The organism is Bacillus sp. 205(2023), assembly GCF_037027485.1.
GTDB classification, from domain to species: Bacteria; Bacillota; Bacilli; order Bacillales; family Bacillaceae; genus Bacillus; species Bacillus halotolerans.
Map to the genome: position 1 here is coordinate 44,555 of NZ_JAXCHF010000004.1, position 22,303 is coordinate 66,857.

The window sequence follows — 22,303 nt, forward strand, 5'->3', positions numbered from 1 at the left end:
TGCTATCATGACTTTTAAGGTGCTGCATTTTTTTGAAATGCCTTCCTGAGTTCACTTGATTTTATATCCACATTCCCAATCTGACATTGTATAGCATAAAGATAAACTGTTTTTGACTGTGCAATAACACTCCAATCGCAATTGATAAAGCTTATTGTAATCAAAAACCCTGACATCTCGTGTCAGGGTAAAGGAAATTCAGCTTCACACTTAAAAGAGCTTGGCTGCATCTGTAGCCAAGCCCTTTTTATGCTTATTTATTCAAGTTGTAGAAAGAGTTAATACCGTGGTATTGAGCAGTTTCAGCTAACTGATCTTCGATGCGAAGAAGCTGGTTGTATTTCGCAACACGGTCCGTACGTGACGGAGCACCTGTTTTGATTTGTCCTGCGTTTGTTGCAACAGCGATGTCAGCGATTGTGCTGTCTTCAGTTTCACCAGAACGGTGAGAGATAACAGCAGTATAGCCTGCGCGTTTCGCCATTTCGATCGCATCGAATGTTTCAGTCAATGTACCGATTTGGTTTACTTTGATCAGGATAGAGTTGCCTACGCCGTTTTTGATACCTTCAGCAAGTTTTTTCGTGTTTGTAACGAAGAGGTCATCACCAACAAGCTGAACTTTTTTGCCAAGACGCTCAGTAAGAAGCTTGTGGCCTTCCCAGTCGTTTTCGTCAAGTCCGTCTTCGATAGAGATGATTGGGTATTTAGAAACCATTTCTTCGTACCAGTCAACCATTTCAGCAGATGTTTTCACAACGCCTTCGCCAGACAGATGGTATTTGCCGTCTTCTTTGTTGTAGAACTCAGAAGATGCAGCATCCATTGCAAGTTTTACTTCTTCGCCAGGTTTGAAGCCGGCTTTTTCAATTGCTTCAACGATTGTTTGAAGCGCTTCTTCGTTAGAACCAAGGTTTGGAGCGAATCCGCCTTCATCACCTACAGCTGTGTTCATTCCTTTAGCAGAAAGAACTGATTTCAGGCTGTGGAAGATTTGAGCGCCCATGCGAAGTGCTTCACGGAAGTTAGGAGCACCTACTGGCATGATCATGAATTCTTGAATATCTACGTTGTTGTCAGCATGCTCTCCGCCGTTGACGATGTTCATCATCGGTACAGGAAGCGTTTTTGAGTTGAATCCTCCAAGGTATTGGTAAAGAGGAATCTGTAAGAAATCAGCAGCAGCACGTGCACAAGCCATAGATACGCCAAGGATTGCGTTCGCACCAAGTTTGCCTTTGTTTTCAGTACCGTCAAGCTCGATTAAAAGCTGGTCGATTGCATTTTGTTCAGTTACATCAAAGCCAAGAAGCTCTGGAGAAATGATTTCGTTTACGTTGTTAACAGCTGTTAACACGCCTTTTCCAAGGTAACGGTCTTTGTCGCCGTCACGAAGCTCAACTGCTTCGTATTCACCTGTAGAAGCTCCGCTTGGCACTAATGCGCGGCCGAATGCTCCTGTTTCTGTATATACTTCAACTTCAACTGTTGGGTTGCCGCGGGAGTCTAATACTTCGCGTGCATAAACATCAACAATGTATGGCATGAGTTTGTCTCTCCTTTGATTTTCAGCTTATTTTTGAATTAAAGATGTTCCAGTCATTTCTTTCGGTTTTTCAACACCGAGAAGGTCTAATAACGTTGGTGCAAGGTCGCCTAGGATTCCGCCTTCACGCAGCGTGATGCCTTCTTTCGTAACAATTACAGGGACTGGATTTGTCGTATGTGCAGTGTGCGGTTCGCCTGATTCTGTGATCAGAATATCAGCATTACCGTGATCAGCGGTAATGATAGCGTGTCCGCCTTTAGCGAGAATCGCGTCAACGACTTCGCCTAAGCATTCGTCCACTGCTTCAATCGCTTTAATTGTAGGTTCAACCATTCCGGAGTGGCCGACCATGTCTGGGTTTGCGAAGTTAAGGATAATCGCGTCATGCTTGTCAGCTTCGATTTCTTTGACAAGCGCGTCCTTCACTTCATACGCACTCATTTCAGGCTTCAAGTCGTATGTTGCGACTTTCGGCGAGTTGATAAGAATACGCTCTTCACCCGGGAATTCAGCTTCACGGCCTCCGCTCATAAAGAACGTGACGTGCGGATACTTTTCAGTTTCTGCAATTCGAAGCTGTTTTAATCCTTGCTGAGATAATACTTCTCCGACTGTATTATCAAGATTTATCGGTTTAAACGCCACATAGCCGTCAACTGTTTCACTGAAGTGAGTCAGGCAGACGAAATGCAGGTTTTTCGGATAATTCTCGCCGCGGTCGAAATCGCGGAAGTCTTTGTTCGTGAACGTGTTGGAAATCTGGATGGCGCGGTCCGGTCTGAAATTATAGAAAATCACAGAATCGCCGTCTTCGATTTTCGCAACAGGCTCACCGTTTTCTTTTGTGATGACAGATGGAATAACGAATTCATCGTGGATTCCATTCGCATATGAATCATCAACAACATCCAGTGCGCTGCGGTATGTCGGGCCTTCGCCGTATGCCATTGCACGGTACGCTTTTTCTACACGGTCCCAGCGTTTGTCGCGGTCCATTGAGTAGTAGCGTCCGGAAATGCTGGCGATTTCTCCGACACCGATTTCCTCGATTTGTTCGTTCAGCTGGTTGATGTACGTTTTCGCTGTTTGCGGACCTACATCACGGCCATCAAGGAAGCCATGGATATATACCTTTGTCAGCCCTTCTTTTTTCGCAAGCTTTAACAGCGCGAATAAATGATTGATATGGCTGTGCACGCCGCCGTCTGATAATAGACCGAACAGATGCAGGGCTTTGTTGTTTTCTTTCGCGTTGCTGATCGCGTCAAGGAATGTTTGATTGCGTTCGAACTCTCCCTCGCGAATGGCAACATTTACGCGTGTTAAGCTTTGGTACACAATACGGCCCGCACCGATATTTAAGTGGCCTACTTCGGAATTCCCCATCTGTCCGTCAGGAAGACCTACAGCCTCGCCTGAAGCAGTCAGTGTCTGATGAGGATACTGATTCCAATAGCGGTCAAAATTCGGTTTTTTCGCCAAAGCGACTGCGTTCCCTACTGTTTCGTTTCGTAATCCGAACCCATCAAGAATGATGAGTGCAGCTGGTTTTTTACTCATATTGACCTTCCTCCAATAATTGAACGAATGACTGTGGCTCAAGGCTCGCGCCGCCGACCAAAGCACCGTCAATATCGGACTCTGCCATATATTCTTTAATGTTTGCAGGCTTTACGCTTCCGCCATATTGAATGCGAAGCTTGTCTGCCGCTTCTTGGCCGAAGCTTTCAGCGACGGTTTTACGGATATGTGCACACACGTCGTTCGCATCTTTAGATGTAGAAGATTTGCCTGTTCCGATTGCCCAGATTGGCTCATAAGCAATAACAGAAGCTGCAACTTGTTCTTCAGAAAGACCAGCAAGGCCTTTTTTCACTTGTTCAGCTACAAGATCATTTGTTTTGCCGGCTTCGCGCTCTTCAAGCGTTTCACCAACACAGATGATCGGCACAATGCCGTGTTTGAAAGCAGCATGTGCTTTTTTGTTAACTGTTTCATCAGTTTCAGCGAACATTTCACGGCGCTCAGAGTGGCCGATGACGCAGTAGTCAACGCCAAGGTCTTTCAGAGCAACCGGGCTGATTTCGCCTGTGAACGCGCCGCTTTCTTCGAAGTGCATGTTTTGGGCGCCGACTTTAAGGTCAGTGCCTTTAACAGCAGAAGTCAGCTTTTCTAGGAAAAGCGCTGGCGCGCAAACAACAGCTTCCGCTTTGTCTGCTGCTGGAATGGAAGATTTTACTTCTTCAACGAAGCTGACAGCCTCGCCGAGTGTTTTGTTCATTTTCCAGTTACCGGCTATAATTGGTTTTCTCATCTGTTCCACTTCCTTATAGCAGTTTTAAAATTATTTATCGTTCAGTGCAGCTACCCCTGGAAGCTCTTTGCCTTCCATGAACTCAAGGGATGCGCCGCCTCCTGTTGAGATGTGGCTCATTTTGTCAGCTAGGCCGAATTTTTCAACCGCTGCTGCAGAGTCTCCTCCGCCGATGACAGAGTATGTATCTTTTGCCTCTGCCAATGCTTCCGCAACCGCTTTTGTTCCTTGAGCGAACAAGTCGATTTCGAATACGCCCATCGGTCCGTTCCACACGACAAGTTTGCTGTTTTTGATTACATCAGCATACGTTTCGCGTGTTTTTGTACCAATGTCAATCGCTTCTAAATCACTAGGGATTTCAGAGACCGGCACAATTTTTACGTTTGCATCGTTAGAGAAATCATCTGCAACGAGTACATCTTCAGGCATGTAGAAGTTAACGCCTTTTTCTTTCGCGCGATCCATAAATGTTTTCGCAAGTTCGATTTTATCTTCTTCAAGCAGAGATTTACCAACCTCATAACCAAGCGCTTTAACGAATGTGTAAGCAAGACCGCCGCCGATGATCAGGTTGTCTACTTTATCAAGAAGACTTTCGATGACGCCGATTTTATCTTTTACTTTCGCTCCGCCGATAATGGCAGTGAACGGACGATCAGGGTTGGAAATTGCTTTTCCGAGTACGTCAAGCTCTTTTTCCATTAAGAAACCTGCAACCGCTGGCAGATGCTCGGCAATTCCAGCTGTAGATGCATGAGCACGGTGGGCAGCACCGAATGCGTCATTCACATATACATCTGCAAGCTCAGCAAATGCTTTGGCAAGCTCAGGATCATTTTTCTCTTCGCCAGGGTAGAAACGTACGTTTTCCAATACAAGAACGTCTCCGTCCTTCATGTCGGAAATTTGTGATTTTACAGCATCACCGTATGCTTCATCCGCTTTTTTCACTTCTTTGCCAAGCAGTTCGCCGAGGCGTGCAGCAACAGGAGTTAAACGAAGCTCCTCAACGACTTCGCCTTTCGGGCGGCCTAAGTGGCTCGCAAGAAGGACTTTCGCGCCTTGGTCTGCAAGGTGTTTGATTGTCGGAAGTGCAGCACGGATACGTGTATCGTCTGTTACTTCCCCGTCTTTCATTGGAACGTTAAAGTCAACGCGGCAGAATACAACTTTGCCTTTTACGTCGATGTCTTTGAGAGTTTTCTTATTCATGCTTTAGGAGATCCTCCTTCAAAATGGTTTGCATGCAGCACGAAAAACGTGAAACCGTCTGATCAAGCGATTACTCCGCGAGGGCAGATCGCATACTTTTCGGCACAGGGCAGATCGTCTGAAGCCAGGGCAGTGGCCGCAGGCGAAGGCGCCGGAAAGCTGCAAAACGCAGATGCTTCTCTTTCACAGAACGTTTTCTGAAAGCCGGTCTTCATGGAAAAAGGGAAAGGGAGTCCGTCCCCTTCCCTTGTCCGCTTTCATTATAGCGCTTCTATTCAAAAGAACCAAGTAAGGTCCTTTTTTCAGCTATGAATTAAAGACCTTTTTTAGCGATGTAAGCTGCAAGGTCAACAACGCGGTTAGAGTAGCCGCTTTCGTTATCGTACCAAGAGATTACTTTTACCATGCTGCCTTCCATAACCATTGTAGAAAGAGCATCGATTGTAGAAGAATTTTTGTTTCCGTTGTAGTCGCCAGAAACTAATGGCTCTTCGCTGTAGCCAAGGATTCCTTTAAGATCTCCTTCAGCTGCTTCTTTAAGAGCTGCATTTACATCTTCAGCTGTTACTTCTTGGTTCAGTTCAGCAACCAAGTCAACTAAAGAAACGTTTGGAGTTGGAACGCGCATTGCTCCGCCGTTCAGTTTGCCTTTTAGTTCAGGAAGAACTAGAGAAACTGCTTTAGCAGCACCAGTTGAAGTTGGGATGATGTTTTCAGCTGCTGCACGCGCACGACGGTAGTCTTTGTGCGGAAGATCAAGAATTTGCTGATCGTTTGTGTAAGAGTGAACTGTTGTCATCATACCGCGTTTGATGCCGAATTTGTCGTTAAGTACTTTTGCAAACGGCGCAAGGCAGTTTGTTGTGCAAGATGCGTTAGAGATAACGTCGTGGTTAGCCGCATCGTATTTATCTTCGTTAACACCCATAACGATTGTGATATCTTCTTCGTTAGCAGGAGCAGAGATGATTACTTTTTTCGCGCCAGCTTCTAAGTGCTTCGCAGCGTCTGCGCGTTTTGTGAAGAAACCAGTAGATTCAACTACGATTTCAACGCCTTGTTTACCCCAGCTAAGTTTAGCAGGATCGCGTTCTGCAGAAACTTCAATTGTTTTACCGTTAACAACAAGGTTGTTACCGTCAACTGAAACCTCAGCGTCTAATTTTCCGTGTACAGAATCATATTGTAAAAGGTGAGCGAGCATGTTAGCATCTGTTAAATCGTTAACCGCTACTACCTCAACTTCAGGATTGTTTAATGCTGCGCGGAATACGTTACGTCCAATACGACCAAAACCGTTAATACCGACTTTTACTGCCATGATTGTTTCCTCCTTTAAATAAGTGAGAGATATTTATATTGAGGGATTATTCATCCCTTAATAACTTCTTTGCGGCTCCTTCGTCAGTGACGAGAACCGTGTTGCGCGGCTTTTTAAAGTAAGCCTCGATCGCCTCGGCTTTTGATGATCCGCCCGCTACCGCTATAATATCGGGAATGGCGTCTATGTCATCCAGCTGCATTCCGACAGAATGCACTTTGTGGACCACTTCGCCGTCCGCGTTAAAATAGTAGCCGAACGCTTCTGTCACCGCGTTGTTATCATCTATTTTCTTTAAGTCTTCTAAAGGTGTGTTTCTCCGCTCAGCCATAGTTTTAGCTTCGCCGATTCCGTGAACCAGCATACTCGCTGATTTAATCGTGTTCAGCACCTCTTTGACAGAAGGTTCTTCAATAATAGATGAATAGGCGCCTTGTGACAGCTGACCCGGAACAAACAAAAGCCGGTAAGTGCCTGAAGCCTTTTCCGCCATATGCGCGCATATGGTGTTCGCCTGGTTTTTTACGTCTTCGCCTAAACCGCCTCTTGCAGGCACAAACAAAAGCTCGCGGTTTTTAGAATCCGGCGTCATCATCTCGGCGACAGCTTCAATTGTCGTACCGCCGGTCACAGCGACGATATTTTTGCCTGAAAATCTTTTTTTCATACATGCGACAGCCGCTCTTCCCATTTCTTTTTTGACCCATGGGGATTGATCGCTGTCTCCGGATACAATAATGATGTCATTTAGATTTAAACGTTCTTTTAATGTCTTTTCCAAAAGCGTCAAACCTAAAACATCTTTCATCGTATCTTCTAAAACGGAAAGCAGTTCATAACCTTCTTCTGTCAGCGTCATGCCGTTTGTTTTAATATCGACCAGATTCTGTTCCTTCAAAAACTGAACCTCGCCTCTCAGCACACGCTCGCTGATTCCGAGACTGGCAGACAGGCTTCTGCGGCCGATGGGTTCTGTCAGCCTGATATACTGCAAGATTTCGAACCTCTTTTGCATGACGAGCAGAAGATCAGGCAATAATTTTTTTTGAGCTTGTATTAACTGGTTCATGACTCAAACGTTCCTTCCTTTTTTTGCTGGACACCAAACGTCCCGCTATGACAAAAAACGTCCCATCATAGCCAAAAAAAATTATTTCTGCTTTCTTTAATTATTTTAACAGGGTGGAAATGTTTATTCAACTGTTAAGAGCCAATTCATCGACAATATTCGCGCAGTTTTCATGCAGCTGCGTTTCTTATTCATTATTTTTTCCTTTATATCTCTATCTTATACAGCAAACCGTTAATGGTGCGCACAAAATAAAAGAGCCCTCTCAATCGAAAGGGCTACATATTTTAAAGCGTTTTCATTTTATCCAGAGCTTTTCAATCTCTTCGAGCGATTTATTCTTCGTTTCCGGACAGATTGTGACGACAAACAGGAAGCAGAGAATGTTAATGACGGCAAAGATCCAGAACGTGTAGGCCAGTCCGAACGAGCTGATCATCATCGGCACAAACTGCCCGATCGCCCAGTTTGCACCCCATAAAAAGATGGTGGCGATCCCTGCGGCTCTCGCCCGCAGATGGTTCGGGAAAATTTCAGAAATCATAATCCATGTGATCGGCCCGACCGATACACAGAACGCGGCGACAAACCCTAATATAAAGAAGATCAGCATAAATCCGCTTGTTAGCTGAAAATAAAACGAAGTCCCGATTAAGATCATAAAAATAGCCATGAAAGCAGAACCGATGGACATCAGTTTTTTGCGCCCGACTTTATCAATCAATAAAACTGCGATGACGGTAAAAATGACTTCCACGACACCGACAATACAGGTTGTCACAAATCCGGCATTTTGTCCGAATCCCATCATTTTAAAGATTTCCGGTCCGTAGTAAGTGATGGCGTTCATGCCGATCACTTGATTAAAGAGCGCCAGCAGGATTCCAATGATAAGCGCTTTTCTGAGGCCTGGTTTGAAGAGCTGTGATAGTGACCCCATTTGTTCTATTTTTAAAGAGTTTTCAATGTTCTTCAATTCTTCTTTTGCGACAGTTTCTCCATTAATGCGTGTCAGAATCGATAACGCTTCTTTTGTTCTGCCTGCTTTCGCCAGCCATCTTGGACTTTCCGGCACGACCAGCAGGACTAGGAAAAAGATAACGGATGGCACCATTCCGTAAGCGAGCATCCATCTCCATCCGGTTTGCACGCCCCATTCATATGTTCCGGAACGCTGGACAGCGAGATTAATAAAGTACGTTGCGGAAATACCCAGTATCGTAAAGAGCTGATATAAGGAAGATAAACTTCCGCGTATGGCGGGCGGCGCCGCTTCCGTAATATAAGTCACGGATAATGACGAACCCATTCCGATCCCTAAACCTCCGATAATCCTCGCAATGATTAAGGTCGACACGTCTTGTGAAACAGCAGAAACAACTGCTGATACCGCAAATAACAGGGCCGCTGTCATTAAGATTTTTCTGCGTCCGAACCTGTCGCTTAAAAACCCGGATACCCCGACTCCCGCAACTCCTCCAATCATAATGCTTGAAATCACCAGCCCCTCCATGAACGGACTCAGGCTGTATAAATCCTTTAGAAAACCAATAGCACCGGAAATAACTGCAGTGTCATAGCCGTACAATAAACCGCCAAGTCCCGCCGCGCATGATATCAAAATCACAAATCCCATTGAATGGCTTCTTGTTACAGGAGCATTTGGTTCTAATTGAGTTGGAGTATTCTTCATTTCTCTGCCCTCCCGAAAGTTGAGTAAAGCGTTTACATTTTTCTTTCTAATTGTACGTACTTATTTAAAAATTTAACGAAAATTATTGTTTATTAGTACGTACAAATATAGAATAATCCCGTTTGCATTTTCTGTCAATGTTTTCTTGTATAGATCACTGTGATATACTGAAATTTGTCCGTATACATTTTGGAGGAATGGATATGTTACCAAAATATGCCCAAGTAAAAGAAGAAATCAGTTCATGGATTAATCAAGGCAAAATTCTGCCCGATCAAAAGATCCCTACCGAAAACGAGTTAATGCAGCAATTTGGCGTCAGCCGGCATACCATTCGTAAAGCCATCGGAGACCTCGTATCGCAAGGCCTGCTTTACAGCGTGCAAGGCGGGGGCACCTTTGTCGCTTCACGCTCTGCTAAATCAGCGCTGCATTCCAATAAAACGATCGGCGTTCTGACGACCTACATATCAGACTATATTTTTCCGAGCATCATTAGGGGAATCGAGTCTTATTTAAGCGAGCAGGGATATTCTATGCTTTTGACAAGCACAAACAACAATCCGGATAATGAACGCAGAGGATTAGAAAACCTGCTGTCACAGCATATTGACGGATTGATTGTAGAACCGACAAAAAGCGCTCTGCAAACGCCGAATATTGGCTACTATCTCAATTTAGAGAAAAACGGCATTCCTTTTGCAATGATTAATGCGTCATACGCCGAGCTTGCCGCACCAAGTTTTACTCTGGATGATGTGAAAGGCGGCGTGATGGCGGCCGAGCACCTGCTCTCTCTCGGCCATACGCACATGATGGGTATTTTTAAAGCTGATGACACGCAGGGTGTCAAACGGATGAACGGATTTATACAGGCGCATCGTGAGCGTGAGTTATTTCCTTCTCCGGATATGATTGTGACGTTTACGACGGAAGAAAAGGAATCAAAGCTGCTGGAGAAAGTAAAAGAGACACTGGAGAAAAACAGCAAAAACATGCCGACTGCTATTCTTTGCTATAATGATGAAATTGCACTGAAGGTTATTGATATGCTTCGGGAAATGGATATCAAGGTGCCTGAGGATATGTCCATCGTTGGGTATGATGATTCCCATTTCGCGCAAATCTCCGAGGTGAAATTAACCTCTGTGAAGCACCCGAAGTCTGTGCTGGGAAAAGCGGCTGCAAAATATGTTATTGACTGTTTGGAGCATAAAAAGCCTAAGCAGGAAGATGTCATTTTTGAGCCTGAGCTGATCATCCGCCAGTCCGCAAGAAAGCTGAATGAATAAAAAAGCAATGTATGGGTTTCCCCTTTACATTGCTTTTTTTTATGGCCTTTATCTGTTTTTCCAAATGTCAGCCACAATTTCAAATGAACGCATTCTGTCAGCGTGTTCAAAGGTTTCTGAGTTGACCATAATTTCATCGGCCTGAGTCGTTTTGACAAAGTCTTCAAGCTTTTCTTTCACTTCTTCAGGACCGCCAACAATGGTTGAACTGAGCTGCTCATGAACCATCGCTTTTTCATATGGGCTCCAGATTTGATCCATGTCTTCTACTGGCGGCTTCAGCTGGTTCGGCGTACCGCGGACAAGATCAAGGAATCGCTGGTAATGCGATGTAGCCAGATGCTGCGCTTTCTCGTTTGTGTCTGCGGCGATAATCGTTACGCCGACCATCGCATACGGTTCATCAAGCACTTCTGACGGTGTAAAGGAATTGCGGTACAGCTCCAAAGCGGGAACCGTATTCGCCGGTGAGAAATGGGCAGCGAATGCAAACGGAAGACCCAGCTCACCTGCCAGACGGGCGCTGAAGCCGCTTGAGCCCAGCAGCCAAATCGGCACATCTATGCCCTCTCCCGGAATGGCGCGGACTTGATTGCGCACGTTTCCTGACGGTTTAAAGTAATTGCGCAGTTCCTCTAATTGTTCTGGGAAATCTTCACCGCTGCTGATGTTTCTGCGGAGCGCCCTTGCAGTCAATTGGTCTGTTCCCGGTGCACGTCCGAGCCCCAGATCAATCCGTCCGGGATACAGTGTTTCCAGTGTGCCGAATTGTTCAGCGATGACAAGTGACGAGTGATTCGGAAGCATAATGCCGCCGGAACCGACGCGGATTTTCTTTGTGCCGCCGGCTATATGGCCGATCAGAACCGCGGTGGCAGAGCTTGCGACACCTTCGATATTATGATGCTCTGCAAGCCAATAACGGTGATAGCCCCACTCCTCAGCACGGCGCGCCAAGTCCATGCTGTTTCGGAATGACTCTGCTATCGTTCCCCCTTGAACAACAGGAGATAAATTCAAGACAGAAAGCAAGGTATCTTTGCGTTGGTTGTTAGACATATTGTTCTCCTTTGCAGTTGTGATATAAGTAAACAGCCTTATGCTGTTATGTCTTTATCGAAAGGACTTCTATCACACCATAACACAACTGCGTTTAGGATTAAAAGAATTTGATTCGATGAAATTCGAACAATAAAAAAGACGTTTCTTCATTTTGATTTTTACGCAAACAGTTCCTGTGCCATATCAATGAAAAGCTTAGCCGCCAAAGAAGCCTCATGTAATGAAGGAACGGCAAGCTGCACATCCCGATACACCTGCGGATCGAGATCCCGCGTCACCACATGCTCCGGCAGCGGCATTCCCGACATGGACATTTCTGATAAAATCGCCAGCCCCAAGCCTTCTTTGATCATGCTGATCGAGGTGTTAATGTTATAGACAGTGAAAGCAGTGTGCAGCGTTGAACCAGCTTGCTTGAACTTATCGATAAAAGGTGATTCATAGCCGCCGTCGCAGACAACTATCGGCTCACAATCGAGATCTTTCAGCGTGATGGCCGGGCGATTGCACAGCGGGTGGTCATCACGCAGCACGACGACCATTTTGTCTTTTTTCAGCCGAATGTACTCCATCTCGTCTGCCGGATACAGAAGAATGCCGGCATCGATCATCCGCGTGTGAAGCCACTCCTTGACTTCATCTACGGTTCCTTCATGCAAAACAAGCTCCAATTTCGGATACCTTTGTTTAAACTCGCTGATCAGCTTCGGCATAAAATAAGCGGAAGCGGTTGGAAATGTGCCGATATGAATCGTTCCCAGCTCAAGCCCTTTTTCTGCCGCTGCGACCTGCTCAACTTTTTCGATTCCTTTTAACACTTCTCTGATATGGACTAAGATCTTTTTTCCTGTGTCTGTCAGCATCAGGCCGTTTCTGCGGTCACGGATGATTAATTTCACATCAAGCTCGGCTTCAATCGCGGAAATGGCATGGCTGACAGCCGGCTGTGTCATGTTCAGCGCCTGTCCCGCTTTTGTAAAACTCCCCGTTTCAGCTACTTTGACGAAAACTCTTAATTGTGTAATAGTCATAACAATTTACTTATGCTCCTCATAAAAAAGATTCATTTTATTTATCTTATGTTCTACCGTATCATATGATGGAAATGTTCTACAAGGAGTGATCAAAAGTGAAGCAGCTATCAAAAACGCGGACAGCGCTCCTGCTCGCCTTTCTCGTCATCATGTGGGGCGTCAATTGGCCGCTGTCGAAAGCAGCGCTCGCCTATTCGCCGCCATTGTTGTTCGCGGGCATCCGGACGCTGATCGGCGGGCTTTTATTAGTGATTGTCGCATTGCCGCGTATTCATAAACTGCGTTTTAAAGAGACGTGGCCGATTTATCTTGTTTCTGCTCTTTTAAATATTACGTTATTCTACGGCCTGCAAACGATTGGCCTGAATTATCTTCCTGCTGGTCTCTTTTCCGCTATCGTATTCTTTCAGCCGGTGCTGATGGGTGTCTTTTCTTGGATGTGGCTCGGAGAATCCATGTTTGCGATGAAAGTGATCGGGCTTGTGCTCGGTTTTGCCGGGGTTGCAGTCATCAGTGCCGCGGGCTTTGGCGGGCATATTTCTGTCATAGGGGTTCTGCTGGCTCTGGGTTCCGCGCTCAGCTGGGCACTTGGAACAGTATTTATGAAAAGAACAGGCAGCCGCGTCGATTCCATCTGGATGGTCGCCTTGCAGCTGACAATCGGCAGCGTATTTTTGCTCGTATCCGGCTTCTGGACAGAGAGCTTTTCCGCGATCCAATGGACAGTCCCGTTTGTCGTCAGTCTGCTGTTTATCTCAGTGTTTGTCATCGCGCTTGGATGGCTTGTCTTTTTTACCCTTGTCGGTTCTGGAGAAGCAAGCAAGGTTGCTTCCTACACCTTTTTGATTCCGCTCATTTCCATCGTGGCCAGTTCGATTTTCCTGCATGAGCCGTTAACCGTCAGCCTCTTGGCAGGCCTTCTTCTGATTGTCACAAGCATTTGCCTCGTCAATACAAAATCAAAGGCTCAGAAAGCGGCTGCGCTCGGTGTAAATGAGAAGGCTGCACAATAAAAAACTCTTGTCTAATGACAAGAGTTTTTTATTTACTGGTGCTTGCGTCCTTTGACCAAATACGCAATCGTAATCAAAAGGTATATCGACGCAGTAATGATGGTAATGACAATTGACGTTGTCATGATGACCCCGATCAAAATGGCGAGTAATGCCAGAATCGCAAACCATGTGGTGTACGGGAACCATTTGACATAATAAGCCGGTGTTTCTGTTTGATGTTTTCTTGATTTCAAATGGGCCAATCCGATGATCAGCCAAATAAATAAGACTGTATATCCCAGTGATCCCATTAAGTAATTAAATGTCTGGCTTCCGGCGAACAGAGAAATCAATACGCCAATATATAAAGAAGAAGTGCACATCAGTATCGCAAACATCGGGACGTTTTTCGATGAAAGCTTAGAAAAGATCCGCGGCAGTCTTCCGTCAGTTGCCTGTGTATACAAAATGCGGGACGATCCGTATAAACCTGAATTCATAGAGGAAATGATGGCAAGCAGGATGACTGCATTCATGATATGGTCCGCCCCCGGAATGCCTACCATTTTAAAGACCATCACAAAAGGACTTTCAGGAACTGAATTCACTTGATTCCACGGGATCAGACTGACAATGATGAAAAACGGAAGCAGGTAGAACGCGACAATCCGTGTTAATGTGCTGCGGACTGCTTTCGGGACAACCTGTTCCGGATTTTTTGTCTCAGCCAGCGTCACACCGATAATTTCTGTACCGCCATAGGAATAGATGACGACAAGCATGGCTGTGATCAGCCCGGTGCCTCCGTGCGGGAAAAATCCGCCGTGCTCTGTCAGATTCGAAAACCCGGCCGCTGTATGATCACCGAATGATACAAATAAGAGCAGCAATCCTAATAAAATAAAGATAACAATAACGGTAATCTTGATCATAGCCAGCCAATACTCAGTTTCGGCGAAGATTTTTACAGAAAGCAAGTTCACAATCGTAACAACAAGAGAAATTGCTAATGCCAGCACCCAGATCGGGCAGCCCGGCAGCCAATATTGAATAAAGATCGCAGCTACAACAGCCTCAGCCGCAATGTTAAGCACCCACATTTTCCAGTAGATCCAGTCCAAGAAATATGCAGCGTAATTTCCTAACACCTGCTGCACAAGATCACGGAAGGTTCTCGCGTTTCGGTTGCGCACAGCCATTTCTGCGAGCCCCTGCATTATAAACAGCAAAATAATGCCGCCGAGCAGGTATGCGATAATGACCGATGGCCCTGCCACATCAATTGCCGAACTGCTTCCTTTAAATAAACCTGCTCCGATTGCACCGCCCAGCGCCATCATCATAATATGGCGGGACGTCATCGTGCGTTTTAACGTCTGATTGTCCTTTTTCATCCTCTTTTTCCTCTCCTTCTCGTCTTCAAAAACAAAAAAAGCCCGCCGTCTCTTATCTATACGAATAGATAAAGAGACGACGAGCCTTCGGCTGACCGCGGTACCACTCTTGTTGATCCTTCTTAGAAGAATCCAGCTTTTTGACCCTGTAACGAAGGTTAGCCGTTAAAACATGGGGAATATTCAATCTATTCCGTTTCGTCCTACCACTCCCGGGCGAGTTCAAAGAAGAATCAGGCTGCGTCGCACCATCCCGCAGCTCTCTGTACTGATACCTTTCTTTTACTGCTCCCAATCTATGTGTTTTAGTTTTCTGAAAAACTTAAATTTTATGATCTGAATATATTAACATAATATACGTGCTTCTGTTTTCTCTGTCAATAACTTGCGAGAAAAAAGAAATTGTTATTTTGTCCCTTTCTGAATGGCCTTCCAGAAGGATTCCGATTCGTGTCCTAAAGCATAGACAGAGACACCGGCTATTTTATATTGTTTCGCCAGACGGCTTTTTGTTTCGATTGTTTTTTCATTTTCATACCAAACGACATGTTTATGTTTCTTTTTGTCAGTGTAAGAAAACGTCATAGAACCTGTTTTTTTATTGAATGCCGGCTTTGCTTTCTGCTTCTTAATGAGGGACTTGATGTCATTCCATTCCTTCGCTGAGCTGCTGCTTCCGTCTTTCAGATCCCAATCATAGCCGTACGCAGGGACCCCCATGATCACTTTGTTTGCTTTGATTTTTTTGACAGAAAACTGCAGCGAGCGCTTGATCCAGCTTGTGCTTGCCACTGAGCCCGGTTCGCCCCAAATGCCGTGTTCGTCGTAAGTCATGACTTGCACATAGTCGGCATATTTTCCGATTTTCGCATAATCATACGGCCAGCTCCAGTCATCGTTTTTATCATCGGCGCTTTTGGCCGGAACGGAAACCATTGTTTTGATATGTTTCTTTTTCAAAGCTTGTGAGACATATTGAATGAAGCCTGAGTATGCAGAACGGTCTTTCGGATTAACTGCCTCAAAATCAATATTGACTCCGTAATAGTGGTGCTTTTTTGCCAAAGAAATGAGCTGGTCTGTGAATCGTTTTCTCGCTGTTTTGTCAGTCATGACCCGATTCGCTAAGTTTCCGTCAAAATCATAAATAGCGTCATTATAATTGGAAATGACGGCCCACGTTTTGATTTTATTTTTTTTCGCGTATGTAAGCTGCTTGCCCGGGACATCGCCAATCACACGTCCGTTTTTATCAAACGCAAACGTATCAGTGGCAATGGAGCTGATATATTTATGGTACTTCGTAAGAGAATTGTATGATGCCGTATCCCCGGTTGTATAGCCTAATGTCATACCGGCCGCCTTTGCTTCTGTTTTTGTATACATAAACAGAACGATCGCAATCGCTAGTGAAACAGCTATGATCAGCCATTTTTTCATTTCGTTCCCTCCTTTTTCACGTCATATTCTTCTCATCGGCCAAATTTTTGGAAAATGAAGTTTTTTCAAGCAGAAAGCCCGGCATAAGTTGCCGGGCTTTTTTAGATCAGCGGTCAGATACGAGAATATAAGCCGCTTTAACCGGACCGTGAACACCGACCACCAAATCCATTTCGATGTCGGCGGAGTTGCTCGGTCCTGTAATGTAGTTAATGCATGAGGGAACCGTGATGCCGTCAGCCATATTTTGCCGAATGATATCACTGGCTTGTGTCATTCTCGGCACTATGCTTGATTTCGGCACAATGGCAATATAAGTTGTCGGCAGAAGACTGACAGAGCGGCCGATGTCTTTTGAAGAATAAAGAACAACCGTACCCGACTCGGCCAGTGTGATTTCACTGAATGTAATCCCCACATTCGCTTGCTCCGCTTTTTTGATATTTTCTTCACCTTGGTCAGCATCCCATTCCCAGACTTGCGTTCCTTCACCAGGCCAGTCTTTGGTGAGCAGGCTTTTTAAACCGTAAGCCTCAAACCGGGGGTCCTTCGGAATGATGACAGGCCCTCCGGAAAACCGGCTGACTTGTTCGCGCAAGGCATCGTACAGACCGATTGAATCCGTCTCAATCAGCTCAGTATGGATTTTGACACAATGGTTTTTGAGCACCGTGACTAAGTCATCGGCCGAATACCCTTCAAATGTTTTATATTGCGGCTGATGCGCCCACTCAGGGACGGCCACGCCACCCGTTCTTCTGTCTCGGCCAAGGCGTGACGCGATCCGGTTTAAAAAGCTCTCTTGATTCTGAATGGTTCCCTTCGTCATCACTGCTCCTCCTTCGTGCGTTCACTTGTTTCTCTATCTGTAAACCAGTCTCTGAATCTTGATTTATGCGGTGCCGGGAAGTCGCGGATTTGCGTCCAGCCTTTAAGCGGGCCGGGCCCTTTCGAAATTTTGTCGTCCTCTGTAAAAGGCGTCATGGCGGCCGGCGCCCATTTTGAGCCCATTTTATAAAGCGACAAAGAGGAAGACCCAAGACCGAATGCTTTCATCGCAAGCTTTTCACTGATCGGCGCTCTGCCTTCTTTTTCGACGATGTTCTGACGATGCTTGAGAAGCAGCTCATGAAGCGGGATTTTGACCGGGCAGGCTTCTGAACAAGCCGCGCACAGTGTAGACGCGTACGGCAGCTCCTTATAATCGTCATAACCGCCGAGCAGCGGCGATAAAACGGCCCCGATCGGCCCCGAGTAAATCGAGCCGTATGAGTGTCCGCCGACATGGCGGTACACAGGGCAGACATTGATACAGGCAGCACAGCGGATACATTGCAGCACAGACTGAAATTCGGTGCCGAGAATGTTGGACCGGCCATTGTCAACAATGACAAGATGGAATTCCTCCGGGCCGTCGATTTCGTCTTCCAGTTTGGGGCCGGTTAAGGCCGTGATATAACTCGTCAGCCGCTGTCCGACAGCGCTTCTTGTCAGCATGCCGACAAGCACTTCAAATTCGGAAAAAGACGGGACAATGCGCTCCATTCCCATGACAGTGATTTGTGTTTTCGGCAATGTCGTAACAAGCCGACCGTTTCCTTCATTGGTTACAAGGCTGACTGAACCCGTGTCGGCAATGGCAAAGTTGCAGCCGGTAATGCCGATATCGGCTTCCAGAAATTTTTTCCGGAGGATGCCGCGCGCATGCATAACGAGCTCTTCCGGTTTTTCTGTGTGTTTATAGTCCAGTCTTTCCTTAAACACATCGCGAATCTGCTCTTTATTTTTATGAAGAGCCGGTGCCACAATATGTGACGGCGGGTCATGATCATCAATCTGCAAAATATATTCGCCGAGGTCGGTTTCGACGACTTCACAGCCTTCCTCCTCCAGCACTTCATTCAGATTGATTTCTTCTGTCACCATAGATTTAGACTTTACGATTTTTTTGCCGTTTTTCTTTTGAATCACGCTGCGGATATAAGAGGATGCTTCTTCAGCTGTCTCAGCAAAATAAACGTGTCCCCCTCTGCTTGATACATTGGATGCAAGCTGCTCCAAATAAAAATCAAGATTTTCAAGGACATGCTGTCTGATCTCCTCAGATAACGAACGCCATTCTTCCCAGTTTCCCAGCTCTTCGGCTGCTTCCAGCCGTCTCGTCCGCAGACGCTCCTGCGCACCCGAAACAGCGCCTCTCATAAATTCATTATCGATCCCCTGTGATACCCGCTCTTTAAAAGCGTCAGTACCGATTTTCATCGCCATGATCCTTTTCCCCCTCTGTATCCAGTGTTATCTGCTGTTGAGCACTTCGGCGATGTGCATCACTTTGACATTCTTGTCTTTTCGGCCGAGCCGTCCCCCGATATTCATCAAACAGCCGCAGTCAGCGCCGATGAGCACCTCTGCTCCCGTTTCCTCCACACATGCGACTTTCTCATCAACCATCTGCTCAGAAATCTGCGCCATTTTAACAGAGAACGTTCCTCCGAATCCGCAGCAGTTGTGTTTCCCCGGAAGTGACGTGAATTCAAGCCCCTTCACATGGCTCAGCAGTTTCATCGGCTCCTCAGATACGCCGAGCAGCCTCGTCATATGGCATGACGTATGTAAGGTCGCTTTTTTATGAAGGGTCGCGCCGACATCCTCTACCCCAAGGACGTTGACGATAAAATCTGTTAATTCATACGTTTTATCCGCCAGCTTCTGCGCTTTATCCGCCCATTTCGGATCATCTTTAAACAGGTGCGGATACTCCCTGAACATTGTGGTGCAGGAACCGGATGGACTGACGACATAATCTGACTCCTGAAACGTTTCAATCATTCGTTTCATTGCTTTTTTGGCGTCATTGACGTAACCGCTGTTGTAAGCCGGCTGGCCGCAGCAGATCTGCCCCTCCGGAAAATCAACCTCACATCCGAGCCGCTCAAGCAGCTCTACCGTTGCTTTTCCTACGTTTGTTTGAAACATATCAACAAGACAAGTGACAAAAAGTGAGACTTTCATGATGAACCCCTCTCTCATCCCCAATATATGATCTGGTCATCTGATGACCTGAAGTTAAAGCTTTTACCAATATCGTACACTATTTGGACACAAAATTGAAAGCATTTTCTAATGATTTCAGCAATAAAAAAATGCCTGTACATAGGACAGAGCGTTCAAAAGGCTGATATTGCTTTTTAATGTTCCTGCGTATGTCTTATATGTTTTCACAAAGAGATAAAGGAACGAAAGAGCACTGAGAAGGACGATCCAACCCGCGCCTCCCCTCATTAGCGCAAAAGGGTTTCAAACAAAAAAGCACCGATGAAGGCTGAACCTGACATATCCCGTAACCTTGGTGTATAGTACAAGCTTTGCGGACGGACAAATAAGTCGACCAAAAATAAACCTGTAAATAAAAAGGAACCTGGTTATGTATGATTAACCAGGTTCCTCATTAAATCCATCCTTTCTCCTCAGCAATACTAGCGGCTTCTGTCCGGTTTTTCGCATTCAGTTTTTGGATGATTTCTGATATATAGTTTCGGACTGTGCCTTGAGATAAATAGAGTTCAAGTGTGATGTCTTTTGTTGTCTTGCCTAAAGCAGCCAGCCGCAGTATTTCTTGTTCTCTTACAGTCAGCGGATTTTCATCACGAATCATGTTAAAGGTTAATTCCGGGCTGAACATCCGTTTTCCCTTTACACACTTTCGTATGGCATCTGCCAGATCGTCAATTTCCCCATCCTTCAAAAGATATCCGTGTACGCCGGCTTTGACGGCGCGTTCAAAATATCCTGGGCGGGCAAAGGTTGTCAGAATAATGACCTTGCTTTTACAGCCTTTTTTCATTATCTCCTCTGCAACCTCCAGCCCGCTGTGAACCGGCATTTCAATGTCCATGATGCAGACATCCGGCTCCAGCCTGAGAATGGCTTTCAGCGCCTCTTCTCCATTTAACGCTTGTCCGATGACCTTCATATCCTCTTCCAGGTCAAGCAAGGATCCCAGAGCGCCTAAAAGCATTCGCTGATCCTCAGCAATAAACAGACGAATCATCTATTTCGTCCTCCTATCATTCTGCTTTTCTAATGAGCGGAATCGTCAGTGTCAACACCGTTCCGTTATGGTCTGAAAGAGTCATCTCTCCGTCAATAAACATCAGCCGCTCTTGCATTCCCCGCAATCCATTCCCAAACATCTTCTCCTTCACCGCTCCTGTTCCGTCATCCCGTATAAGAACGGTCATTTTGTCGGCATATTGAGAAATGGTGACTGCACAATGAGTCGCTTTGCTGTGCTTGATGATATTTGTCACTGCCTCCCGCATACACATACTGACAATATTTTGAGTGACGGGGGATATGTCTGAAAAATCTTCGGTCCCTTCGTATTGAAAGGTAATATTACCCGCTCTTAAAATGTGCCGAATGTTGGCTAGCTCCTCCGTCATGGTGACCGTTCTCATATCCGCTACAAGCTCACGAACTTGTTTGAGTGCCGCACGCGAGCTTGTTTCCATTTCTTTCGCTTCAAGCTTGGTCCGTTCTGCATCTGCTGCCGCCAGCCGCTGAATCAGCTGGCTTTTTAACGTGAGGAGCGAGAGGGTATGGCCGAGTGTATCATGAAGATCGCGGGCTATCCGAACACGTTCCTCCCTTTTGGTGAGTTCCTTTATATGTTCGTTGGCTTGGTCAAGCTTCTTTTCAAGCTCTATTCTTCGAAACATGGAACGAATTCCGAAGGGAGAAATCAGCATAATGACCAGAAACGGAAGAACAGAAAACAGCTCCCTGATCGAGACCGAGTCCGCCAGAAATTGATACAGGCAAGGAAATATCAGCATGAAGACAAGCCCAAAGAAAGCACGGTTGAACTTCGTTTTCTCACGGTAATAGCCCACAAAGTTTGCCGGGAAAAAGCCTAAATAAATATAGCTGATATGATAAAACAAACTATAAATAAAAATAATGGCCATTTGCGCGCATAACCAATACGTAAATGAAGGTCTGTCCGCACTGACGAACAATTGACGATATGTCACAACAAATAGGAGCAGCATGCCATATCCCAGCACTTGTTTGCTTCCCGATTCTCTCAATAAAGAAAGAAACGGCATAATGGTATACACCAAAAAGATATAAGGGAAAAAACCGAATTGCTTGGGAAATATGGATTTTATGAGTCTCATGTATTACACCGCTTCTTGTTTTCTTCTTATATACTTAAATAGTAGCATGAAGATCACTAAATAAGCGATTAACATCAGAATATTTTTCCAGGTTGGAAGCTCGCCTTGAACAAGAGCCCACGCTCCGCTCCCAAAATGATAAGACGGGAGCCACTGACCTATGTTTTTCAATATGTCCGGCATGACCTCGATCGGCATCCACATGCCACCGCTTATCGCCAGCAGCATGTAAAGCACATTACTGACCCCGGCTGCCGTTTCTACTTTTCTCATGAGACCGATTAAAGTCCCTAACGCTAAAAACGGAAATGCCCCAATTAAAATCCAAAGCCCGCTCATGACCCATTCAAACGGTGACAAGTCAATGCCGTTTATGATGGCGCCGGCAAGAAAGATGACAGTAATAGATAAAAGATGAATGACACTTTGCCCGATCATCTGAGCCGCCAAATAAATATGATCCGGCAGAGGCGTGATGCGGATAAAAACTGACCAGCCTTGTGCCCGTTCTTGTACCAAACGGATTCCAAGCGTCATCATAGACGAACCCATTACGCTGAAGGTGGTCATAGACATTAAATAATGGGCATTCCAGGCGCCCTTGTCAGCGACATTGGTATTTACTACGTTTGTAAAGAGATAGTAAAAGGCAATCGGCATAACAAGCGACCAAAACACAAAGTATTTATTCCTGAGCACCCTTTTCATTTCAGCTATGCACTGTTTCCGCAGCATGTTCATC

The 22,303-nt window shown here is 45.7% G+C and carries 20 protein-coding genes and 1 other annotated feature; of the genes, 3 read left to right on the forward strand and 17 right to left on the reverse strand.

Going from position 1 to position 22,303, the window contains the following annotated elements:
* Nucleotides 1-253: 253 nt before the first annotated feature.
* The 4 genes from eno to WA325_RS12335 are packed head-to-tail and all read right to left on the reverse strand — an operon-like array spanning nt 254 to nt 5,078.
* Nucleotides 254-1,546: a phosphopyruvate hydratase gene (gene eno / locus WA325_RS12320; RefSeq protein ID WP_007409956.1), complete on the reverse strand. Its 1,293-nt coding sequence runs from the start codon at nt 1,544-1,546 to the stop codon at nt 254-256.
* A gap of 27 nt (nt 1,547-1,573) precedes the next feature.
* Nucleotides 1,574-3,109, reverse strand: a complete 1,536-nt coding sequence (gene gpmI, locus WA325_RS12325; protein WP_103671307.1) for a 2,3-bisphosphoglycerate-independent phosphoglycerate mutase — start codon at nt 3,107-3,109, stop codon at nt 1,574-1,576.
* The gene (gene tpiA, locus WA325_RS12330; RefSeq protein ID WP_326139400.1) at nt 3,102-3,863 is read right to left on the reverse strand and encodes a triose-phosphate isomerase; all 762 of its coding nucleotides are present in this window, start codon (nt 3,861-3,863) and stop codon (nt 3,102-3,104) included. Before tpiA ends, gpmI begins: the two co-directional genes overlap by 8 nt.
* Before the next feature lie 30 nt (nt 3,864-3,893).
* Nucleotides 3,894-5,078 (reverse strand): phosphoglycerate kinase, encoded by a 1,185-nt coding sequence (locus WA325_RS12335; protein WP_305935122.1) that lies wholly within the window; start codon nt 5,076-5,078, stop codon nt 3,894-3,896.
* A gap of 48 nt (nt 5,079-5,126) precedes the next feature.
* On the opposite strand from WA325_RS12335, the gene WA325_RS12340 reads away from it, so the two are divergent.
* Nucleotides 5,127-5,279: a hypothetical protein gene (locus tag WA325_RS12340; protein ID WP_024122894.1), complete on the forward strand. Its 153-nt coding sequence runs from the start codon at nt 5,127-5,129 to the stop codon at nt 5,277-5,279.
* Nucleotides 5,280-5,391: 112 nt separating this feature from the next.
* On the opposite strand, the gene gap is transcribed toward WA325_RS12340, so the two are convergent.
* From gap to araE, 3 genes are all read right to left on the reverse strand, one after another.
* Nucleotides 5,392-6,399, reverse strand: coding sequence for a type I glyceraldehyde-3-phosphate dehydrogenase (gene gap, locus WA325_RS12345; RefSeq protein ID WP_010331916.1), 1,008 nt, complete (start codon nt 6,397-6,399; stop codon nt 5,392-5,394).
* 46 nt (nt 6,400-6,445) lie between these two features.
* Nucleotides 6,446-7,468, reverse strand: coding sequence for a gapA transcriptional regulator CggR (gene cggR, locus WA325_RS12350; protein ID WP_105953930.1), 1,023 nt, complete (start codon nt 7,466-7,468; stop codon nt 6,446-6,448).
* Nucleotides 7,469-7,766: 298 nt separating this feature from the next.
* The gene (araE, locus tag WA325_RS12355; RefSeq protein ID WP_024122896.1) at nt 7,767-9,161 is read right to left on the reverse strand and encodes an arabinose-proton symporter AraE; all 1,395 of its coding nucleotides are present in this window, start codon (nt 9,159-9,161) and stop codon (nt 7,767-7,769) included.
* 203 nt (nt 9,162-9,364) lie between these two features.
* Between araE and araR the strand changes: the two genes are divergently transcribed.
* Nucleotides 9,365-10,453, forward strand: a complete 1,089-nt coding sequence (gene araR, locus WA325_RS12360; protein ID WP_139372588.1) for an arabinose utilization transcriptional regulator AraR — start codon at nt 9,365-9,367, stop codon at nt 10,451-10,453.
* A gap of 48 nt (nt 10,454-10,501) precedes the next feature.
* On the opposite strand, the gene WA325_RS12365 is transcribed toward araR, so the two are convergent.
* Together WA325_RS12365 and WA325_RS12370 are read right to left on the reverse strand one after the other, a co-directional pair.
* Nucleotides 10,502-11,512 carry an LLM class flavin-dependent oxidoreductase gene (locus WA325_RS12365; protein WP_059292524.1) on the reverse strand — a complete coding sequence of 337 codons (1,011 nt, stop codon included), beginning with the start codon at nt 11,510-11,512 and terminating at the stop codon, nt 10,502-10,504.
* Between the two features lie 161 nt (nt 11,513-11,673).
* The gene (locus WA325_RS12370) at nt 11,674-12,546 is read right to left on the reverse strand and encodes a LysR family transcriptional regulator (RefSeq protein WP_105953932.1); all 873 of its coding nucleotides are present in this window, start codon (nt 12,544-12,546) and stop codon (nt 11,674-11,676) included.
* Nucleotides 12,547-12,644: 98 nt separating this feature from the next.
* Here WA325_RS12370 and WA325_RS12375 point away from each other — a divergent pair, with 98 nt between their 5' ends.
* Nucleotides 12,645-13,562 carry a DMT family transporter gene (locus WA325_RS12375; RefSeq protein WP_105992115.1) on the forward strand — a complete coding sequence of 306 codons (918 nt, stop codon included), beginning with the start codon at nt 12,645-12,647 and terminating at the stop codon, nt 13,560-13,562.
* 32 nt (nt 13,563-13,594) lie between these two features.
* On the opposite strand, the gene WA325_RS12380 is transcribed toward WA325_RS12375, so the two are convergent.
* From WA325_RS12380 to WA325_RS12415, 8 genes are all read right to left on the reverse strand, one after another.
* Nucleotides 13,595-14,938, reverse strand: a complete 1,344-nt coding sequence (locus tag WA325_RS12380) for an amino acid permease (RefSeq protein ID WP_248338632.1) — start codon at nt 14,936-14,938, stop codon at nt 13,595-13,597.
* Nucleotides 14,939-15,007: 69 nt separating this feature from the next.
* Nucleotides 15,008-15,246: a binding site (T-box leader), on the reverse strand.
* Nucleotides 15,247-15,343: 97 nt separating this feature from the next.
* The gene (locus WA325_RS12385; protein WP_336183701.1) at nt 15,344-16,378 is read right to left on the reverse strand and encodes a glycosyl hydrolase family 18 protein; all 1,035 of its coding nucleotides are present in this window, start codon (nt 16,376-16,378) and stop codon (nt 15,344-15,346) included.
* A gap of 106 nt (nt 16,379-16,484) precedes the next feature.
* Nucleotides 16,485-17,207 carry a lactate utilization protein LutC gene (gene lutC, locus WA325_RS12390; RefSeq protein ID WP_336183703.1) on the reverse strand — a complete coding sequence of 241 codons (723 nt, stop codon included), beginning with the start codon at nt 17,205-17,207 and terminating at the stop codon, nt 16,485-16,487.
* Nucleotides 17,207-18,646, reverse strand: coding sequence for a lactate utilization iron-sulfur protein LutB (gene lutB, locus WA325_RS12395; protein WP_202852969.1), 1,440 nt, complete (start codon nt 18,644-18,646; stop codon nt 17,207-17,209). The genes lutC and lutB overlap by 1 nt, the downstream gene beginning before the upstream one ends.
* 27 nt (nt 18,647-18,673) lie before the next feature.
* Entirely contained in the window at nt 18,674-19,390 is a 717-nt protein-coding gene (gene lutA / locus WA325_RS12400) for a lactate utilization iron-sulfur protein LutA (protein WP_024122905.1), read from the reverse strand.
* A 436-nt stretch (nt 19,391-19,826) separates the two neighbouring features.
* Nucleotides 19,827-20,429 carry a two-component system response regulator YvfU gene (gene yvfU, locus WA325_RS12405; protein ID WP_336183704.1) on the reverse strand — a complete coding sequence of 201 codons (603 nt, stop codon included), beginning with the start codon at nt 20,427-20,429 and terminating at the stop codon, nt 19,827-19,829.
* Nucleotides 20,430-20,445: 16 nt separating this feature from the next.
* Nucleotides 20,446-21,561, reverse strand: a complete 1,116-nt coding sequence (locus WA325_RS12410; RefSeq protein WP_336183705.1) for a sensor histidine kinase — start codon at nt 21,559-21,561, stop codon at nt 20,446-20,448.
* A 3-nt stretch (nt 21,562-21,564) separates the two neighbouring features.
* Complete coding sequence (locus tag WA325_RS12415; RefSeq protein WP_248338623.1) at nt 21,565-22,302, reverse strand: ABC transporter permease; 738 nt, start codon at nt 22,300-22,302, stop codon at nt 21,565-21,567.
* Between the last annotated feature and the right edge of the window lies 1 nt (nt 22,303).

Excerpts from the sequence above, each read along its gene's own strand:
- eno (WP_007409956.1), bottom strand. The coding sequence starts at position 1,546 with ATGCCATACATTGTTGATGTTTATGCACGCGAAGTATTAGACTCCCGC.
- gpmI (WP_103671307.1), bottom strand. The coding sequence starts at position 3,109 with ATGAGTAAAAAACCAGCTGCACTCATCATTCTTGATGGGTTCGGATTA.
- tpiA (WP_326139400.1), bottom strand. The coding sequence starts at position 3,863 with ATGAGAAAACCAATTATAGCCGGTAACTGGAAAATGAACAAAACACTC.
- WA325_RS12335 (WP_305935122.1), bottom strand. The coding sequence starts at position 5,078 with ATGAATAAGAAAACTCTCAAAGACATCGACGTAAAAGGCAAAGTTGTA.
- gap (WP_010331916.1), bottom strand. The coding sequence starts at position 6,399 with ATGGCAGTAAAAGTCGGTATTAACGGTTTTGGTCGTATTGGACGTAAC.
- cggR (WP_105953930.1), bottom strand. The coding sequence starts at position 7,468 with ATGAACCAGTTAATACAAGCTCAAAAAAAATTATTGCCTGATCTTCTG.
- araE (WP_024122896.1), bottom strand. The coding sequence starts at position 9,161 with ATGAAGAATACTCCAACTCAATTAGAACCAAATGCTCCTGTAACAAGA.
- araR (WP_139372588.1), top strand. The coding sequence starts at position 9,365 with ATGTTACCAAAATATGCCCAAGTAAAAGAAGAAATCAGTTCATGGATT.
- WA325_RS12365 (WP_059292524.1), bottom strand. The coding sequence starts at position 11,512 with ATGTCTAACAACCAACGCAAAGATACCTTGCTTTCTGTCTTGAATTTA.
- WA325_RS12370 (WP_105953932.1), bottom strand. The coding sequence starts at position 12,546 with ATGACTATTACACAATTAAGAGTTTTCGTCAAAGTAGCTGAAACGGGG.
- WA325_RS12380 (WP_248338632.1), bottom strand. The coding sequence starts at position 14,938 with ATGAAAAAGGACAATCAGACGTTAAAACGCACGATGACGTCCCGCCAT.
- WA325_RS12385 (WP_336183701.1), bottom strand. The coding sequence starts at position 16,378 with ATGAAAAAATGGCTGATCATAGCTGTTTCACTAGCGATTGCGATCGTT.
- lutC (WP_336183703.1), bottom strand. The coding sequence starts at position 17,207 with ATGACGAAGGGAACCATTCAGAATCAAGAGAGCTTTTTAAACCGGATC.
- lutB (WP_202852969.1), bottom strand. The coding sequence starts at position 18,646 with ATGGCGATGAAAATCGGTACTGACGCTTTTAAAGAGCGGGTATCACAG.
- lutA (WP_024122905.1), bottom strand. The coding sequence starts at position 19,390 with ATGAAAGTCTCACTTTTTGTCACTTGTCTTGTTGATATGTTTCAAACA.
- yvfU (WP_336183704.1), bottom strand. The coding sequence starts at position 20,429 with ATGATTCGTCTGTTTATTGCTGAGGATCAGCGAATGCTTTTAGGCGCT.
- WA325_RS12410 (WP_336183705.1), bottom strand. The coding sequence starts at position 21,561 with ATGAGACTCATAAAATCCATATTTCCCAAGCAATTCGGTTTTTTCCCT.
- WA325_RS12415 (WP_248338623.1), bottom strand. The coding sequence starts at position 22,302 with ATGAACATGCTGCGGAAACAGTGCATAGCTGAAATGAAAAGGGTGCTC.